At 45.8% G+C, this 17,971-nt stretch carries 13 protein-coding genes and 5 pseudogenes; 8 read left to right on the top strand and 10 right to left on the bottom strand.

Annotated elements, in window-relative coordinates; translation table 11 throughout:
• Positions 1 to 93 precede the first annotated feature (93 nt).
• The 4 genes from FTU54_RS02500 (at position 94) to aliA (ending at position 4,706) form a co-directional block, all read left to right on the top strand.
• On the top strand, positions 94 to 861 hold the full coding sequence (locus FTU54_RS02500) for a glucose 1-dehydrogenase (RefSeq protein WP_005177943.1): 768 nt from the start codon (positions 94 to 96) through the stop codon (positions 859 to 861).
• Between the two features lie 72 nt (positions 862 to 933).
• On the top strand, positions 934 to 1,716 hold the full coding sequence (gene badI / locus FTU54_RS02495; protein WP_005177941.1) for a 2-ketocyclohexanecarboxyl-CoA hydrolase: 783 nt from the start codon (positions 934 to 936) through the stop codon (positions 1,714 to 1,716).
• A gap of 14 nt (positions 1,717 to 1,730) precedes the next feature.
• Positions 1,731 to 2,888, top strand: coding sequence for a cyclohexanecarboxyl-CoA dehydrogenase (gene aliB, locus FTU54_RS02490; RefSeq protein ID WP_005177939.1), 1,158 nt, complete (start codon positions 1,731 to 1,733; stop codon positions 2,886 to 2,888).
• A gap of 162 nt (positions 2,889 to 3,050) precedes the next feature.
• The gene (gene aliA, locus FTU54_RS02485) at positions 3,051 to 4,706 is read left to right on the top strand and encodes a cyclohexanecarboxylate-CoA ligase (protein WP_168395990.1); all 1,656 of its coding nucleotides are present in this window, start codon (positions 3,051 to 3,053) and stop codon (positions 4,704 to 4,706) included.
• A 90-nt stretch (positions 4,707 to 4,796) separates the two neighbouring features.
• On the opposite strand, the gene FTU54_RS02480 is transcribed toward aliA, so the two are convergent.
• Complete coding sequence (locus FTU54_RS02480; RefSeq protein ID WP_180074384.1) at positions 4,797 to 5,474, bottom strand: type 1 glutamine amidotransferase domain-containing protein; 678 nt, start codon at positions 5,472 to 5,474, stop codon at positions 4,797 to 4,799.
• 132 nt (positions 5,475 to 5,606) lie between these two features.
• On the bottom strand, positions 5,607 to 6,491 hold the full coding sequence (locus tag FTU54_RS02475; protein WP_104471333.1) for a LysR family transcriptional regulator: 885 nt from the start codon (positions 6,489 to 6,491) through the stop codon (positions 5,607 to 5,609).
• Between the two features lie 177 nt (positions 6,492 to 6,668).
• On the opposite strand from FTU54_RS02475, the pseudogene FTU54_RS02470 reads away from it, so the two are divergent.
• A pseudogene (locus tag FTU54_RS02470) lies at positions 6,669 to 7,559 on the top strand (aldehyde dehydrogenase family protein); the annotation flags it as partial.
• Positions 7,560 to 8,108: 549 nt separating this feature from the next.
• Here the strand turns inward: FTU54_RS02470 and FTU54_RS02465 are convergent.
• The 5 genes and pseudogenes from FTU54_RS02465 to FTU54_RS02445 all read right to left on the bottom strand — a co-directional run.
• Positions 8,109 to 9,209: an ABC transporter permease gene (locus FTU54_RS02465; RefSeq protein WP_127800767.1), complete on the bottom strand. Its 1,101-nt coding sequence runs from the start codon at positions 9,207 to 9,209 to the stop codon at positions 8,109 to 8,111.
• A complete protein-coding gene (locus FTU54_RS02460) occupies positions 9,206 to 10,336 on the bottom strand; it encodes an ABC transporter permease (RefSeq protein ID WP_180074382.1) in 1,131 nt (376 codons plus the stop codon). The genes FTU54_RS02465 and FTU54_RS02460 overlap by 4 nt, the downstream gene beginning before the upstream one ends.
• A complete protein-coding gene (locus FTU54_RS02455; protein ID WP_180074380.1) occupies positions 10,336 to 11,466 on the bottom strand; it encodes an HlyD family secretion protein in 1,131 nt (376 codons plus the stop codon). The genes FTU54_RS02460 and FTU54_RS02455 overlap by 1 nt, the downstream gene beginning before the upstream one ends.
• 11 nt (positions 11,467 to 11,477) lie before the next feature.
• Positions 11,478 to 12,938, bottom strand: a complete 1,461-nt coding sequence (locus FTU54_RS02450; protein ID WP_127800761.1) for a TolC family protein — start codon at positions 12,936 to 12,938, stop codon at positions 11,478 to 11,480.
• Between the two features lie 171 nt (positions 12,939 to 13,109).
• A pseudogene (locus FTU54_RS02445) lies at positions 13,110 to 13,598 on the bottom strand (IS3 family transposase); the annotation flags it as partial.
• 27 nt (positions 13,599 to 13,625) lie between these two features.
• Between FTU54_RS02445 and FTU54_RS02440 the strand changes: the two are divergent.
• Positions 13,626 to 14,110 (top strand): annotated as a pseudogene (locus tag FTU54_RS02440) (IS3 family transposase); the annotation flags it as partial.
• Positions 14,111 to 14,124: 14 nt separating this feature from the next.
• Here FTU54_RS02440 and FTU54_RS02435 read toward each other — a convergent pair.
• A pseudogene (locus tag FTU54_RS02435) lies at positions 14,125 to 14,223 on the bottom strand (IS1 family transposase); the annotation flags it as partial.
• 54 nt (positions 14,224 to 14,277) lie between these two features.
• On the opposite strand from FTU54_RS02435, the pseudogene FTU54_RS15370 reads away from it, so the two are divergent.
• Positions 14,278 to 14,415, top strand: a pseudogene (locus FTU54_RS15370) (IS982 family transposase); the annotation flags it as partial.
• 78 nt (positions 14,416 to 14,493) lie between these two features.
• Here the strand turns inward: FTU54_RS15370 and FTU54_RS02430 are convergent.
• Both FTU54_RS02430 and FTU54_RS02425 read right to left on the bottom strand, forming a co-directional pair.
• Positions 14,494 to 15,102, bottom strand: a complete 609-nt coding sequence (locus tag FTU54_RS02430) for a MarC family protein (protein ID WP_005177911.1) — start codon at positions 15,100 to 15,102, stop codon at positions 14,494 to 14,496.
• A 12-nt stretch (positions 15,103 to 15,114) separates the two neighbouring features.
• The gene (locus FTU54_RS02425; protein ID WP_005177908.1) at positions 15,115 to 17,151 is read right to left on the bottom strand and encodes a choline transporter; all 2,037 of its coding nucleotides are present in this window, start codon (positions 17,149 to 17,151) and stop codon (positions 15,115 to 15,117) included.
• 231 nt (positions 17,152 to 17,382) lie between these two features.
• Here FTU54_RS02425 and betI point away from each other — a divergent pair, with 231 nt between their 5' ends.
• Positions 17,383 to 17,967 carry a transcriptional regulator BetI gene (betI, locus tag FTU54_RS02420; RefSeq protein WP_035363085.1) on the top strand — a complete coding sequence of 195 codons (585 nt, stop codon included), beginning with the start codon at positions 17,383 to 17,385 and terminating at the stop codon, positions 17,965 to 17,967.
• Positions 17,968 to 17,971: the final 4 nt, after the last annotated feature.

The raw sequence follows: 17,971 nt of genomic DNA, 5'->3' as shown, positions 1-17,971 counted from the left end.
CATAAAATTATTCTACTCCTATTGTAAAGAACATGGGTATTGAATAAAAAACGGCCAGGCAAATTGGCATAAGAACAGCGCAGGGAGACATAAATGAAAGGCTTAAAGGATAAAGTGGTTATTGTGACAGGCGGTGCAGGTGGAATTGGTTCAGCAACCTGTCGCCGGCTGGCAGAAGAGGGCGCTAAAGTCGCAATCTTTGATATGAATATGACCGCAGCAGAGCAGTTGGCGCAGGAGATTAACCAGCAGAACGGTCAGGCATTGGCAGTACAGTGTGATATTACCAATCACAATACAGTTGAGCAGGCTGTACAGCAGGTCGAAAGCCAGCTGGGGCCGGTAGATGGCCTAGTCAATAATGCCGGTTGGGATATTTTTAAGCCTTTTGTTAAAACCAATCCACAGGAATGGGACAAGCTGATCCAGATTAATCTGGTCGGTATGCTGAATATGCATTTTGCTGTACTGAAGGGCATGGTTGAGCGTAATACAGGCAGTATCGTCAATATTGCATCAGATGCTGCACGGGTCGGTTCTTCAGGTGAAGCAGTTTATGCGGCCTGTAAAGGTGGACTGCTGTCATTTTCAAAAACACTGGCACGTGAGCATTCGCGTCATAACATCAAGATTAATGTGATTTGCCCGGGCCCAACCGATACAGCACTTCTGGCTGGTGTGACCGAAGGTGCATCGAATCCGGAAAAATTACGGGAAGCCTTTATCCGCTCAATTCCACTGGGCCGTCTGGGACAACCTGAAGATTTGGCCTCTGCAATTGCCTTCTTTTTAAGTGAAGATGCCAGCTTTATTACCGGACAGGTGCTGAGTGTTTCAGGTGGTTTAACCATGAGTGGCTAAGTCGAAACCCGCATTAAAGGTCAAAAATAAAATCAGATGAGTACAGATAGGATTAATACAGGAAGTATAACCATGAATTTTGAAGATATTTTATATGAAGTGAAAAACGGCGTGGCCTGGATCACCATTAACCGCCCCGAAAAAATGAATGCCTTTCGCGGGACCACGTGTGATGAGTTAATCAAGGCTTTAAATAAAGCAGGCTATGACCGGGATGTGGGCGCCATTGTCCTGGCAGGAGCAGGTGAAAAAGCCTTCTGTACCGGTGGTGACCAGTCTGCACATGATGGTAATTATGATGGACGCGGCACCATTGGCCTACCGATGGAAGAATTACATACCGCCATCCGTGATGTGCCCAAACCGGTGATTGCCCGTGTACAAGGTTATGCAATTGGTGGCGGGAATGTGCTGGCGACCATTTGTGACCTGACCATCTGTTCTGAAAAAGCGATTTTTGGCCAGGTCGGTCCCAAAATGGGCTCTGTCGATCCGGGCTATGGCACAGCATATCTGGCGCGTGTCGTCGGCGAGAAAAAAGCCCGTGAAATCTGGTACTTGTGCCGCCGTTATAGCGGTCAGGAAGCGGTTGAAATCGGGCTGGCCAATAAGTGCGTACCGGCTGATCAGCTGGATGCCGAAGTACAGGCATGGGCAGAAGAAATCTGTCAGCGTAGTCCGACAGCAATTGCCATTGCCAAACGCAGTTTCAATATGGATACCGCACATCAGGCCGGAATTGCCGGGATGGGCATGTATGCCCTGAAACTGTATTACGACACAGAAGAATCGCGCGAAGGCGTTAATGCACTTAAAGAAAAACGCCAGCCTGAATTTCGTAAATTTTATAAATAATAAGGAAAATACGTATGACTCAAAATCCTTATATCACGGAAGAACTGGCATTTTTAGCAGAAACGGTTGAAAAATTTGCACAAAAATATATTGCACCCGGTTTTTTAGCGCGCGATCAAAGTCGTGTCTTTGATCGTGATCTGGTGAAAAAAATGGGCGAGATGGGTTTTATTGCACCAGAACTTCCAGAACAATACGGCGGCCAGGGCATGGGCCGGCTGGCTGCGGGTATTATTCATGAAGCGGTGGCCAAGGCCGATTTAAGTTTCTCCTATATTAACTTGCTGGCTTCCTTAAATGGACAGATTCTGGCAGAACATGGTCAACCTGAGGTGGTGGAACCGTGGCTGAGAAAGCTGACCGCGGGTGAAGCCATTTTCTCAATTGCACTCACCGAGCCACGTGGGGGTTCAGATGCCGCCAACTTACGTTTAAAAATCGAACGTGAGGGAGATGAATATGTCATTAATGGTGAAAAAACCTCGATTTCTGCAGCCGATCAGGCTGATGCATCGGTAGTGTTTGGACGTACCGGTTCGGTTGAAGATGGTGCACATGGCGTAACGGCATTGCTGGTGCCGATGGACTTGCCGGGTATTAGCACCACACGTTTTGATTGTCATGGCCAGCGTGCCATTGGTCGCGGTTCCATTTTCTTTGATAACGTTCGGGTTCCGGTCAATCATCGTCTGGGAGATGAAAACAAAGGGTTTGTCCAGGTTATGCAAGGATTTGACTTTTCCCGTGCCTTAATTGGTTTACAGGTACTGGCTGTAGCACGGGTGAGCCTGGATGAAGCCTGGGAATATGCAGCGCAGCGCGAAGCTTTTGGCCAGCCACTCACGGCATTTCAAGGTATTTCGCATCCTCTGGCTGAATATGAAACCCAGGTCGAAGCTGCACGATTATTGTGTCTGCAAACGTTATGGCTAAAAGACAACCATTTACCGCATACCTCTGAAGCCGGGATGTGTAAATGGTGGGGACCGAAACTGGCCTATGATGTGATTCATCAATGCTTACTGACCTTTGGTCATGCAGGCTATGACCGCGGAGTGATGGAGCAGCGTATGCGCGATGTACTGGGCTTCCAGATAGGTGATGGCACTGCGCAAATTATGAAAACCATTATTGCGCGTAAAAAAGCCGGACGTAAAGCTGTCCCGGCCTGATGGAAACAGGTCAGCATCATCGTTTATCAAAAGTACTGATCACAATCGCATACCACGTGTTGCTGTGCGATTGGTCAAGCAGATCTATCTACAAATAGTGCCTCACGCTTAAGCACTTTAACAAAGTGAACAGGCGGATCATGATAAAAATGGAGTTATGGAATGGATTTCGATGCGGTTCTTCTACCCCCACGCCGGGAAAAAATGGTGCAACAAGGCTACTGGTTAAATAAAACCATCCTGCAATCATTAGATGAAGCAGTACAGCAAGATCCAGATAAAATTGCCTTGGTCAGCTATAAAACTGAAAGTCAGTCAGAGCAAAGTTTTACTTACCGGCAAATGCTGGAGACAGCCAATAAAATTTCGTTGGGATTAAAACAGTTAGGTGTACAGAAACAGGATATTGTGTCTTGCCAACTCCCCAACTGGTGGGAGTTCACTTTATTGTATATCGCCTGTCGTCGGATTGGGGCCGTACTCAATCCGCTGATGCCGATTTTTAGAGAGCGTGAACTGTCATTTATGCTGAAACATACGGAAAGTAAGGTTTTTATTGTACCGAAAGTCTTCCGTAAATTTGACCATGAAAAACTGGCCTATCAGTTACAACGTCATCTTGAAAGTTTGCAACAGGTGATTGTGGTCGGTGGAGAGGGTGAGAATAGTTTTGAAAAATTATTACTTAACCATGGTCTGGAGAATGATCCGCAAATCCTGAATAGCCTGAATGAAGTCACCATCACCGCTGATGATATTGCACAGCTGGTCTTTACCTCCGGCACTACCGGTGAACCCAAAGGGGTGATGCATAGTGCAAATACCTTATTTGCCAATATTGTTCCCTATGCTGAACGTTTACATTTGAACCACAACGATGTGATTTTTATGGGATCACCAATGGCGCATCAAACCGGTTTTATGTATGGGCTGATCATGCCGGTTTTATTAAAAGCCAAAGCCGTCTTGCAAGATGTCTGGGATGTCAATCTCGCCATTGAGCTGATGCATCAGCATCAGGTGACTTTTACCATGGCGTCGACCCCATTTTTAAATGATTTATCTGAAGCCGTCTTACACAACCATCAGACTTTAGACAGTTTAAAAATATTCCTGTGTGCGGGCGCACCGATTCCAAGCACCTTGGTACAAAAAGCACGTCAGAATATAGGCGTTAAAGTCATTTCAGCTTGGGGTATGACCGAATGCGGCGCAGTAACCACCACCCGCCCTGAAGATGAGGATGAGCGTTCCTTTAATACCGACGGCTTGCCACTTCCTGGCGTTGAAGTGAAAGTGGTTGGCGATGATGGTGAAGAATTAGCACCACATCAATCGGGCACCCTGATGATTCGCAGTTGTTCCAATTTTGGTGGCTATATGAAGCGCCCACATTTAAACGAAACCAGTGCAGATGACTGGTTCGATACTGGTGATATTGCCTATCTGGACGAGCAAGGTTATATCCGGATTGCTGGACGTAAAAAAGATGTGATTATTCGCGGTGGCGAAAATATTCCTGTGGCCGAAGTTGAATCTTTAATTTATTTACATCCAGATGTGGCAACGGTGGCGTTAATTCCGTATGCAGATGAGCGACTGGGCGAGAAAGCCTGCGCCATCGTGAAGCTCAAAGAAGGCACGCAAACCATGCAGTTAAAGGATTTGGTCGAGTTCCTGAAAGCACACAATCTGGCAATTCAGTATATTCCAGAGCGTTTAGAAATCTGGGATGAAATTCCAATGACCCCATCCGGGAAAATCCAGAAATTTAAACTTCGGGAAATGCTGGCCCAGCATATTACATCTGCCAGTTAAATCTCATTTATCTAGAAAAAATAAACTCCTGAATAATCCATTCAGGAGTTTTCTATTAAGCACAAAAAGCGATGACGTCGATGACTATGCTTATTTCGAGAATTTCAATAATGCTTCTGCGGTCGCCTCTGAGGATGCCGGATTCTGTCCGGTAATCAGCAAACCATCTTGCTGTACATGCACCTGCCAGTCCTCAGTTTTTGAATATTGTCCGCCGTGTTCTTTCAGCATATCTTCAACTAAAAAGGGCACAACATTGGTCAGCCCAACCGCATCTTCTTCTGTATTACTAAAACCGGTCACAGTCTTGCCTTTGACCAATGGTTGGCCATCCTGTGCTTTGACATGACGTAATACTCCCGGCGCATGGCAGACCAACGCCACCGGTTTATTGGCTTGCAATGTTTGTTCAATCAAAGAGATAGAATCCGGGTCTTCGGCCAAATCCCATAAGGGTCCATGACCGCCCGGATAAAACACGGCATCAAAATCGGCAATCGACACCTCACTGAGTTTGCGTGTCTGCGCCAGATCTTGCATGGCGGCGGTATCCGCCTTAAAACGCTCGGTGGCTTTGGTCTGAGCATCGGGTTCATTACTTTTCGGATCAAGAGGCGGTTGACCACCTTTAGGAGAGGCCAAGGTCACCTCGGCGCCAGCATCAACAAAAGCATAATAAGGGGCGGCCAGTTCTTCCAGCCAGAAACCGGTCTGTTTGCCTGTATCACCCAGACGGTCATGAGAGGTCAGCACGATGAGAATCTTCATATCATTTTCCTGAATGGTTCATATTATTCGGTTCATCGGCTGTTAATTTAGCAAGCGTAATGGGCGCTAAGTGTTGTGATACGTTCAGTTGCTGTATCGGCATGTATCAATCTCCAGATACTGCAAAGGATTTTAAGTGCCCATTAACAGGGCCTGCTGCACATCGGCCTGTTTGCGCAGGAAATCCCAGACCAGTTTGATTTTCGGCTCATGCTGTAAATCAACTAGGGTCAACATCCAGAAGGTATGGGTAAAACTGACCTGATCGCCCAGAACTTCTTGCAGATCGGGTTTATCATGCACCAGAAATCGCGGCAAAATTGCCAGTCCGGCGCCGGTACTGACCGCAATCTGCTGGGCCAGAATACTGTTACTGCGAAAACAAGCTGTCACTTGCAGCGGCAAACGTTCCAGCGAATACAGCGCCGAGCTATACACCAGATCATCAATATAATCGACAAATCGGTGCTGTTTCAGATCTTCCAGCTGTCTAATTGGTGGGTTTTGCTGTAAATAGCTTTGACTGCCGTACAGTTTTAAACAGTAATTTGAGAGTCGGGTAATGATATAAGGCCCGGATTTGGGCCGGTCAATTGAAATGACAATATCGGCCTCACGATGTGAAAGTTTGATGGTTTTTGGCACCGGAATCAGGTCAATAGTCAGCGAAGGATAATGCTGTGAAAACTCCGCCAGCAGCCGGGCCAGAAACGCCGTCCCGAAACCTTCCGGCGCACCAATGCGTACCCGGCCTTGTAAAGGGTCATGGCGTTTATCAATCTGGATAAAAGACTGTTCCATCTGTTCGACGCGGGGCACCAGTGCCAGACCTTCCGCAGTCAGCTCATAGCCTTTGGCTTCACGTTTAAACAGCTGGGTACCCAAGGTATTTTCCAGCGCCTGAATGCGCCGTGCCACGGTGCTGTGTTCCACTTCCATCAGGCGCGCAGCATTGGTGAGGGTTTTGGCCCGGGCCAAGACCAGAAAAAAGCGTAAGTGATCCCAATCAACTTTCATTTTATGTTTAACATCCTGTTAAATCTCTGTGCAAATTTGCACAACCGTCGTGCGCCAATCTCTATTGGTGCCAAAAGTGTTCTTTGTTAGTCTGCTGAAACAGCGTAAAAAATAATACGTTAAAAACAGCCAGTAAAGGCAGATAAAACGACAATAACAAACCAGCACGGAGCGACCATGAACGCGATTCATCATCCCCATTCGAATACCGGCATCACCACGGCAAAACTGCTGATTAATGGTGAATTTATCGACTCCACCACCAGCCATTGGCAGGATATTGTCAATCCTGCCACTCAGGAAGTTCTGGGTCAGGTGCCGTTTGCCACCGCAGAAGAAGTCAATGCCGCCATTGCCGCAGCCCAACAGGCTTTTGCCAGCTGGCGTGAAACACCTATTCAGGCCCGTATGCGGATTATGCTGAAACTGCAGGAGCTGATCCGTCACAACTTAAAAAGTATTGCACAAGTCCTGACCGCTGAACAGGGCAAAACATTAGCAGATGCCGAAGGTGATATTCAGCGTGGCCTGGAAGTGGTGGAACATGCCTGCTCGGTCGGTTCGCTGCAAATGGGTGAGTATATTGAAGGCGTGGCGCGCGGGGTAGATACCTATACCATGCAGCAACCCTTAGGTGTCTGTGCCGGAATTACCCCGTTTAATTTCCCTGCGATGATTCCGTTGTGGATGTTCCCAATGGCCATTGTCTGCGGCAATACTTTTGTCTTAAAGCCGTCGGAGCAGGATCCGCTATCAACCATGATGCTGGTCGAGCTGGCGATGCAGGCCGGTGTTCCTGCCGGAGTGCTGAATGTGGTGCATGGCGGTAAAGAAGTGGTCGATCTGCTGTGTACGCATTCTGATATCAAGGCCATTTCCTTTGTCGGTTCAACCGCGGTCGGTACCCATGTCTATAACCTGGCAGGCCAGCATGGCAAACGGGTGCAGTCAATGATGGGCGCCAAAAACCATGTGGTGGTGATGCCGGATGCCAATAAAGAACAGACCTTAAATGCCTTGGTTGGCGCAGCTGGTCAGCGTTGTATGGCCCTGTCTTTGGCGTTGATGTTTAGTGTTTAAATTAAAATAGTGGTCTTTAAATATTGGATACTAAAGTCAGATGCACTTGGCTCAGCGATTATCATTTCAATACAGCCTTATTTTGATGATTAAGCTTTTGCTTTATATGTATTAATCCCAGCTCCCGAAGGAACTGGGATTACCTACAAAATTAAAGTGAAGAGTTGTTCATAACGTCTTCAGGATTGGGTAAATGAGCCAGAAGCTTCGTTCTGACTCAGCGGAATTACCTTACATATTTGGGTAATTCGTGTTAGCGGCAGTGTAAAACTGACCCCCTTGGTTAATATAGCGGTCATGGGGGAGATTAAGAACCACCGCACCATGAGATCGTGACGGTACATTTGAGCCACATCTTACTAAAAAGAATCAGACCAGTATCACGCAAATAGATAGCCAGATTCTATTCCTATATTCGTGACTGGCGTTTAGCCATGAGCCGATTTATTATTGAATTCGGTGACCAGTGAAGCAATCACCTTTAAATTTATCAAAAGCAATTACATAAAATTATTTACAGGTTCAATAATATACAAGCTAGAAAGTTCCACAGTTTGAAATTAAACGTCGATAAGCCAAGAAAAAGCACAAGCTGCCGATCATTCCGAGATAAAGCAATTTAGGCAAGACTAGCTCTGTAGGTACACCCATCTGATTGAGTTGAATAAACATCTGCACAATTTGGGTGGAAGGCAGGATTTCGCCAACGACTTGCATCCAGATAGGCATTGCAGCATGCGGCCAGGCCGCACCAGATAAAAAGAACAGTGGAATGGAAGTGAATACAATTACATGACCCGCACGTTCCGGCAGATCCAGAAAACTGGCGAATAGGCAGGTCATGCCAATTATTGTATAGATAAAAACCGGAACAGCCAGTAGCATCCCGAACAGGTTGCCACCACGTGGATAATCAAATAGCCAGAAGCTAAAGCCGAATAAATAGAAACATCCCAGACAGCCAATAGTAAAGACCGCTAAACACATCCCAATCAATGCATTTGTGTTTAATTCTATTTTTCTTTCCCGATATACCAAAATCAGCATACTCAAACCCAGAAGAATAGTTTGGTGGATAATTAAAGGTGCAACCGCAGGAAAGACATAACTGCCATAGCCGGATAGCGGATTAAATAAAGGAATTTGATGCACAGAAAGGGCAGGTGAAAAGTCCGAGACCTCGCCAAAGCGTTCAGTATAGTCTGCCAAAGTTTGCTCAACCGATGTGGCTAAGCCCAGACCAATTTGTTTGGTCACTAAAAAGTTGGCTGTGCTTAAATACAGGCCAATGCCGCCTGTTTCACCATGCCTTAAGCTTTGCGATAAATTGTCCGGTAGCAGTAAAATGCCATCGGCTTTTTGAGATTCAACCCATTGTTTGGCTTCGGCAAAATTGCCGGTAATCGCCTCAATTTCCACATTGGGGCTTTGTGCCACCTGACCAATAATACGGGTGCTTAAGTTACTTTGTTCTTCATCGACAATAATAATCGGTAAGGCTTCAGCCTGCTGTGCCTGATAAGCGGTTGGATAAAAAAAGCTGTAAAACAAGACAGATAGAATCAGCGTGGTAAAGATCGCGCCGTGACTGACAATATCCTTGAAGCCTTGCAGATAGTAAAACCAGAGGGATTTCATTGGACTGCTCCTTTGGCGATTTTTTTAAGAAACAGATAAGCCAGCAGAGCGTAGACTAGGGCATAGATCAGCAGCATTAATCCAGCTTGCAGTGAAATATGCAATGGACTACCAATCACCCATTGTTCAGTTTGTAATTTGGCATAGGGCGTAAACGGAATAATATTGGACCAAAACTGGGTGAACAGGGGCGCATTATTTAAAGGGAGGGTCACACCTGCAAAACTCAAAGATGAACCACCATAGACCGCAATGATGCCAAAAGATTTACTTAAATCTTTGGCCGCCAGAACCACTGCACTGCTTAAAAATGCATAAGCGCTATATAGCAGAAATTGTGCCGATAGAATCAGAGCGAGCGAGCCAGCAACAAACCAGCCGCGAATTTCAATCAGCCAGAACATCCAGATCCAGGTCCATAGACTAAAAATAGCCACATAGACCAGGTTCTTAGACAGTAATGCCATCCAGATGGACGAGTTGCTAATCCAGCTTGTTAAGGTCTGTCGCTTCAGTTCCTGACCGACGGAAAATGCCACACAACAACACAGCAGTAAATGCAGAATTGCCGGAATGACATAGGGTTCCAGATAGAATTCATAATTTAGTTGCGGGTTATACAGCGGCGATATTTTGATATGCGGTGACGGTGCTTCGAGAGAAGGCAGCCGGTTGCCCAGATATTGCTGTCCGCCAAATTCAGCCAGTGCTTGCAGGGTACTGACCAGCATGGCAGAGGAAATGGTATTTCCGATACTGAAATAACTCTGGTTAAAGGCAATACTGATGTCAGCATCCCGGGCACGAACCAGACGTTGCTCGGCACCGCTGGGAATATGGATATAACCCCAAATTTTATTTTGATTTAACAGGCGCTCAATTTCAGCTGTTTGTTCCGACACTGTAGCAATTTTAAGAGTATGATTCAGCGCCACATGCTGATAAATGCTTTGACTCAGCGCACTCTGGTCTTGATCAATAATCGCAATCGGTAAATGATCCGATTTCCCTTGAGCAAACATGCTGCTGAATAAAATAATCACCAGTGCAGGTGCGAGCGTGACCAGACACAGATCCCATTTTTCGCGGAGCAGATAGCGCAGTTCGCGCCATATACCCGTCCACATTATCGGGTCTCTTTCAGTTTAAATAACACGCTCATCCCAACTTTCAGTTCAGGAATCGCTGGTGTGGGCACAAGATGCAGCTTAAAACTTCGCACATCATAACCGCCGGTTTGGCGTGTGGTCTTAATGGTGGCAAATTCACCTTCAGCACTGATCTGCTTGATTTTAAAAGTGGCGGTTTTATCTAGGGCGGGAATATAACCTTCAATACTGCTCATTTTCTGAAACGGGGCATATTGGTCTTCACGAATATTCAGGCTCACCCACATTTGATCTTCAATCAGGCTGACCACAGGGACTGCGGTGGCTACCAGCTCCGAGACTTTGCCATAGGTTTTAGACACCGTTCCGTTTACAGGTGCTACTAATTGGGTTTCTGCCTCTAATGCATTGGCTTCATCCAGCGCAGCCTGGGCAATATCTACTTGTGCATCGGCAGAACTCTTTTGCTGCGAGGTGCTGCCACGTTTGGCACGTGCGTATTGCTGATACGCTGCTTCTGTCATTTGTGCCGCTGATTGACTGGCTGCATACAATTCATCACGGCGCTGGCGTGAAATCACACCTTCCTTAAATAAATTTGCACCACGCTCATAAGAAACTTTGGCTAAATTTTGCTGTGCTTTCAGCGATTGCCAGTTGGCATACAGGCTGGCGATATTTTCTTCTTGCGAGCCACGTTCAGCAGTCGATTGTAAGGCCAGCGCAGATTGTAAAGCCGCTGCGGCTTGCTGTTTTTTGGCCTGAATTTCCGGGCTGTTTAAGCGCACCAGCACATCGCCTTTTTTGACTCGCTGACCTTCTTCTACATAAATTTCTTCAATACGGCTTGGCACTTTGGTCGCCACCTGAACTGTTTCAGCTTCTACACGACCCTGCAATTCAAGCGGAGCCGGTTGGTAGCTTTTCCATAATCCAAATGCGATGACTGCCAGCAGAACTGGAATCAGGGCGAGCAATAAATATTTTTTCTTTTTAGCGATTTCAGGAGCTTGTTGTTGCTCGGTCGAAGTCGTCGCGTTGTTTTCTATTTCAGTTTTTGTTTCTACCTGTTGCGCAGGCGATTTTTCTGTATCGCTGGATGAAGCCGCTTCATTCACAGGATCATTGGTTTTTTGATCTTCGTTCATGTTCGGCTCCATTAGCGAATATAGTGAGTGTTGGTATGTTGGATGTAGTTCGGAAATTCTGCAATCGAGCCATGGCTTTGTAATAGTGTGGCCAGTGACATCACATATTTGTAAGCATTCAAGGCAGTTTCGGCTCGTAGTCCGCTCAGCATATTTTGTGCATCGATGACCTGTATGGCGGTGCCCATATCTTCTTTAAAGGACAATTCTTGGATGCGTAAATTTTCCTGTGCGGCTTTCAAATTTTGTGCCAGAAGTGCATCACTTTGCTGTGCGCTGAGTGCTTCGCTATAAGATTTATAAATCAGATTTTCAATTTCCTGCTGGGTGCGTGCAGTGAGCAGTTCTGTGGCAGAGCGTTTGAGTTCGGCAGCCTGAATATTTTTGTTTTTATCGATCCCAGAAAACAGGTTATAGCGTGCGGCAACTCCGACAATCCAGTTTTCATTTTGATCCAGACTATATTCGCCAAAAGCAAAAACATTCGGTTTTTTAGCTGCTTGCTGGGCTTTGACATTGGCTTGAGCTAATTGAGTATCCAGCTGCATTTTTTGAATCAGCGCAGAGTTCTGACTAAAGGTTTTCAGCAGATGATTTAAGGCCTGTGGCTCGGTTTTATTGACAAATAAAGGCGTCGAAAGTTCGGTGATGCTACTTTCCTGAAGCAGATTATTCAGCTGGAACAGGGCAGCATTCAAATTGGCCTGTGTATTTTGCTGGCTGCGCTCGGCATTATTGCGTGCCACTTCAAACTGCATGCGGTGCCCTTTACTGATAAAACCTTGCTGTTCCATCTTTAAGGCATTGCGATAATGCTGCTGCATGGCATTCAGATTAAACAGCGCAGCTGCATGCAGTTGCTTTTGGAGCTGTACATTAAAATAACTTTGAATCAGTTCAAAACGCTGCGTGTCTTGCTGCTGTTTGTTGCTGAGCTGACTACGACCGACCTGAATATTGGCGATTTCTTTAGCGCTGCTTGTCAGCCCACCGGTATAAAGCGGCATCATGACTGAAATCGTCGGGCGAATCACCTGATCATCCAGCACGACATGCGAACTATCAGGAATTAAGCCCACCCCATTTTGAATAGGTTGTCTTAGACTATTTTTTAGCGGGTCAGCCAGCCCCCCTAAGTTCAGTTCATCAATTCTATTATTTACACCATCCGTTAAGGATTGCTCTAAATTATTTTTTAATGCACCCAAAGGCAGATCGAGTTCATTATGAAAGGCATACGCACGAACATTCAGGTCGACTCGTGGCAGACCTATACCTTTCACTGCTTCAGCTTCAAGTTTTGAAGCCTGTTCCAGACTTTGATAGGCTTGGCTGCTATAAGAATTTTGCAACAACTGACGTTCAGCGTCCTGAAAGCTGATGCTCTGCGCATGAGCAAAGCTGCCATACATCATCGATGCAAGCAGATTTAAACCCCAGACAAGCTGTCTTTTATTTTTCTTTAAGTTCATAAAGTCGCTAAAACTGATTTAAAGCCGGTGATGTTATCCGGCTAGTATAAATCAAAGGTTCGCAGATAGAACTAGTGTAAAGTTATAGTATTGTTTCTTTTACATCTGTATGGCTTTGTTGCACAAGCCTATCTGAACCTACCGGGTTTGTCGGAGACTTTTTTATTTAAGTTAGGCCACCTGACCTAACGGGTTAATCTTATCATAGTACATTGCTTCAAACTCAAAAGGCGATACATAACCCAGTGCACTGTGTACACGCTTTTTATTGAACCAATCTACCCAGTTGAGTGTCGCAAGTTGTACATCTGCTAAACCTTGCCAATCTGCTTTTAAATATTCAATCACCTCTGTTTTGTATAAGCCATTCACCGTTTCAGCCAAAGCATTATCGTATGAATCACCAGTTGTACCGACTGATGCTCGTAAATTTGCAGCTTCTAAACGATTGGTATAGCGAATAGAAAGATATTGAACACCTCTATCGGAATGATGAATCACATTCTTTGGCATGCCTCGATCGTGCAATGCTTGCTCAAGTGCATCGAGTACCATATCTGTATTCATCCGTGTAGATACTTTCCATCCAACAATTGCTCGTGAGAACACATCAATAATAAAGGCGGTATAGACCCAGCCTGAATTTGTTTGAATATAGGGGTGAGTAGACCAAAGGAATCTCACCCTTATATCCGCACTTATGAAGGGTGGCTATATCTCGCAGTTGTGATTGACCTGTTTTCACGTCTTGTTGTTGGCTGGTCTATGAAATTCAGAATCACGGCAGATCTGGTTTTAGATGCGTTATTGATGGCTTTGTGGCGAAGAAACCCAAAGAACAAAGTCCTAATCCATTCTGACCAAGGCAGCCAATACACCAGTCATGAATGGCAGACATTTCTCAAGCATCATAATCTTGAAAGTAGTATGAGTCGTCGACTTGCGCAGTACACTGCTCATGCCATGACAATGCTGTTGCCGAGAGCTTTTTTCAACTGTTAAAACGAGAGAGGATCAAAAAGAAAATATATGCATCAAGAACTGAGGCTAGGTCTGATATCTTTGAATATATTGAGATGTTCTACAATACAAAACGCAGGCATGGTTCCAATGATCAGCGTTCTCCATTAGATTATGAAAAGGCCCATCAAAAGATGATTATGTGTGTCTAGAATTTTGGTGGCTATTCACATTGATAGTTTTGCTTGCCATATAGTTTGAGGCCATTTTTCTTTATACTGTCACTTAGACAGGTTGGACATTTGATTTCTAGTGTTATTTGCATCTCACTATCTTATCAAAAGCCAACCTGTTTTTTTCAGCATACTTTTTGAAACACCACCAAAAAACCAGGTTGAAAAAGTCAGCTTTAAGCTTGTCTGAAGAAATGACCATTGTCATTTTATTTCATCAATCCGGTTTTAGATTCTTCAAATATTTTTATTGCCAAATGATCGTTCCATTCTGGAAATCTGCTTTATTGTTTGAACCCCAATAAGCCAACTTTCCAAAATATGCTAAAAGGCTAAGTGGATTTCATCGAACTCAGGTTATTTTAGCTCTGCATAATCCCACTGACACCGGTCACAATCATATCAATGGCAATGGTCCCAATCAGCAAGGCAGCCAGACGCCCGACAATATCGACATACAGATCAATATAATTGGAATGTTTATGCTGCAAATGATCATGCGCATATTTCATTAAAATAAGCAGGCTACAGGTCAGAAACAGCGTCACAAAAATCACCAGCACCAGTTGCCACAGGCTTAGCTGAATTCCGGTAATGACCGCGGCGCTGATGGTTCCCGGGCCAATCATAAACGGCATGGCAATAGTGCCAGCCAAATGATGCGGCGCACCACGCATCACCCCAATGGTATCGGCGCCTTCAAACACATAGCGGTAACCGATCACCAGAAAAATAATCCCGCCAAAAATCTGGAAAGATTCAAAACGGACATGCAGGACATCATGAAAAAAGGCTTCACCGGTTTTGGCGAAAATAATAAACACCACAAAGCTGATTAAACTGCCCTGAATCAGGGCGCGATTAAACACTCGGGCCTCGGAATTACGGATAATGCCGAGCATATAAATACTCATTAAAAACGGGTTTAATAATGAGAAAAATAGTGCAAAGGCGTGAAGCGATTCAGACATCATGCAGCTTCCTTATTGATCCGGGTCTGGAAAGAGCGGGCGCTTGCCTGGACTAATCCGGTTGATGTGCAAGAACATCAGATGGCGCTCGTATTTATCCAGAATGTCGTTAATGACCTGTTCCTTGCTATAACCCACCAGATCATTGCCTTGCGAGCCTTCAAACAGATAGGTTTCCAGACGGTAATAGTATTTCTTGGTGCGTTTGCCGCGTGAACTGAAGTTGGGTGTGTCATAACGGATTGGCCAGATCTGGTAAACGAAGTTTTCTTCTTCATCCAGCTGAATGGTTAAATCCAGATGTGACAGTTCCGGTTCATCATCCAGGGCTTTTTCTGCCAGATCGACCTGAATGCCTTTGTTGATGAATTCTGTGGCCACCGCCTGCATTGCCGGTTTACAGACCTCTTCCAGCATTTGCTGGGTTTGCGATAAATTGGCATGCAGCATTACCCGGCTGAGGCGTTTTTTCCAGTTAAAGATGTCGACATTACCGACTACAGGTGCCGCATTCATGCTGGTACTGGCCTGACGAAAATCTTCCAGTCTTAATGACTTGTACAAACCCGCCATCACAAAGAAAATTACAAAGCTAAAAGGCAGCCCCATAATAATGGTGGTGTTTTGCAGCGCAGTCACACCATTGGCCATCAGCATGGCCAAAGTCAGTAAACCAATCGCCAGTGCCCAGAAGACACTTAACCAGCGCGGCGAATCATGTTCAATATTGCTAAATTTGGTGGTGAAATTCCCCAGCACCAGTGCCCCTGAATCGGCAGAAGTCACATAAAACAGCAAACCGGTAATGGTGGCGACGCCGGCCAGAAACGGGAACCACGGATATTGGGCGAGCAGGTCATAAAAACCATGTGCCGGATTGGCCAATACGGTGGTGGCCAGCTGGGTATTGCCATCAAAAATGACGCTGTGCAGAGCGCTATTTCCAAAAATTGACAGCCAAGTCAGGGTAAACAACAGTGGAATAATTAAGGTACCGGCCACAAATTCACGGATGGTTCGGCCACGGGAAATCCGTGCCAGGAACAGGCCGACAAATGGCGACCAGGCAATCCACCAGGCCCAGAAAAACAGGGTCCAGCTGTTCATCCATTCTTTCGGTTGCTGAAACGGAAAACTGGTTAAGGACAGTTGCGGGAACTGGCTAATATAGTCGCCAAAGTTCTGGATTAACGCTGCCAGTAAAAACTCGGTATTGCCCATCACCAGAATAAAAAGCAGCAGACCAATCGACACATAAATATTGACTTCAGACAGAATCCGGAGGCCTTTATTTACCCCAGAAGCCACTGAAATTGCAGTAATAATGACTGCAACGGCAATCAGCGCCGACTGGATCAGCAGGTTTTCTGGCACATCAAACAGTACATGCAGGCCGTAGTTGAGCTGAACCACACCAATCCCGCAGGTGGTGGCAATACCAAAAATGGTGCCCAAAACGGCCGCGGTATCAACACTATGTCCAATCCAGCCATTAACACGCTTGCCAAAAATCGGATAAAGCGCCGAGCGGATGGTTAGCGGCAGGTTATAACGATAACTAAAATAACCCAAAGCCACGCCAACCAAGGCATACATGCTCCAGCCAGTTAATCCATAGTGGAACAGGGTCCAGACCATTGACTGGCGCGCAGCCTCAAAAGTCTGGCCTTCGCCGACAGGCGGATTCATATAGTGAGACAGCGGTTCGGCCACCGAGAAGAACATCAGGTCAATCCCGATTCCGGCCGAGAACAGCATTGCCGACCAGCTCAGCAGGCTAAATTCCGGCTTGGAATGTTTGGGACCTAATTTGATATCGCCATAACGCGACAGGGCAATAAACAGTACAAAGACCAGATATAAGGTGGCCGCCAGCAGGTAATACCAGCTAAAGGTCCGGCTGACCCAGTTCAAGATTTGGGTAATGAGCTGATTCGCCTGGTCATTAAATAAAATCGTAACCAGCGAAAACAGCAGGATGAGTGTTGCCGAAAGAAAAAAGACAACTTTGTTCAGACTATCGGTCGTCTGTTCAGTTTTCTTTTGCATAAATCTGTGACCATATTTTTTTAATTCGGATCTACAGCGCAGTGTGTTTTGGCTTAACCAGACTCTATAGGCATGGTTCTCATTACAAACATTTGCAAATGAAAAACAAACTGAGCTGTACATCAGGAAGCAGACGGGACTATAATTTATTTTAATTGAACGTTCAATTAAAATAACGTTTTTATATGTTACCTTGTCTTGTGCATGATTTTTATTAGTTAGGTCGATCTTATGCCTAAAGTTGGTATGCAACCGATTCGTCGTCAACAGCTGATTGATGCCACCTTATCTGCCATTAATGAACTGGGTTTTACTGAAGCATCTATCAGCCAGATTGCCCAGCGGGCAGGTGTGTCTACAGGCATCATCAGTCACTATTTTCAGGGCAAGCATGGCCTGATTGAAGCGACCATGCGTTATTTGCTGCAACAGCTGGGCGATGCCATTTCTGCCAGTTTAAACGCCGCAGAAAACACGCCGGAGCAGCGCCTGATTGCAATTGTGTGTGCCAATTTCTCGGCCGAACAGACCGATAAAGCCGCCATGAAAACCTGGCTGGCATTCTGGGCCAACAGTATGCATCAACCTGACTTGCATCGTTTGCAGCAGGTTAACCATTACCGCCTGCATTCCAATATCAAGCATGAGTTTGCCAAACAGCTGGACCGCGAGCAGGCCGAACGCGCCGCCCAAGGTCTGGCCGCACTGATTGACGGTTTCTGGTTACGCGGTTCCTTAATGACCACTGACCTGGATGCCGATTTACCTATTCAGATTTGTGCCGACTATATCCGTCAGCAACTCAATATTCACTAAATTA

Origin of the sequence: Acinetobacter sp. YH12116 (assembly GCF_013418895.1) — a bacterium.
Taxonomy (GTDB): Bacteria; Pseudomonadota; Gammaproteobacteria; order Pseudomonadales; family Moraxellaceae; genus Acinetobacter; species Acinetobacter indicus.
The sequence above is the reverse complement of the archived record's forward strand: the minus strand, read 5'-3'. Positions and strand labels throughout refer to the sequence as shown.